Source organism: Haloferax sp. KTX1, from assembly GCF_902410085.1.
Taxonomy (GTDB): domain Archaea; phylum Halobacteriota; class Halobacteria; order Halobacteriales; family Haloferacaceae; genus Haloferax; species Haloferax massiliensis.
Genome location: NZ_CABPRH010000182.1, coordinates 1 through 449, shown reverse-complemented (window position 1 = coordinate 449; position 449 = coordinate 1). Strand labels below are relative to the sequence as shown.

Below are 449 nucleotides of genomic sequence, written 5' to 3'. Positions count from 1 at the left end.
TCGTGGAGTTCTACGCCGACGACGCGGAGAGCGGCCGGCGGAAGGTCGCCGACCTCCTGGCAGACCGAACGAACGGCGTCGGTTCGATCGCTGCCCCAACAGATGGCCGGACCGTCGTCGACACGCCGGTGCGGGCGTTCGACGCCATGGAGGCCCACGACGAGGCGAAACGGGAAAAATTCTGGAAGATGCGCAAGTCCGGCCTCCCGATACTGCTCTCGCGGACGACCGACGAGAAACACGGCTCGTTCATCGAGGACACCGCCATCCCGCCGGCGAATCTCCCGGAGTACGTCGCCGACTTCCAGGAGATTCTCGAAGAACACGACACCTTCGCCTCCTTCTACGCCCACGCCGGCCCCGGTGTGCTCCACATCCGCCCGCTCATCAACACAAAGACAGTCGAGGGCGTCGAGACCATGGAGTCCATCGCCGACGCAGTGACCGAC

The 449-nt window shown here is 65.0% G+C and carries 1 protein-coding gene; it reads left to right on the top strand.

The genetic code is table 11. From position 1 onward, the window contains the following. Positions 1-449 (top strand): FAD-binding oxidoreductase (locus tag FY251_RS21365; protein ID WP_305037594.1); only part of this gene is annotated, 449 nt, incomplete at both ends.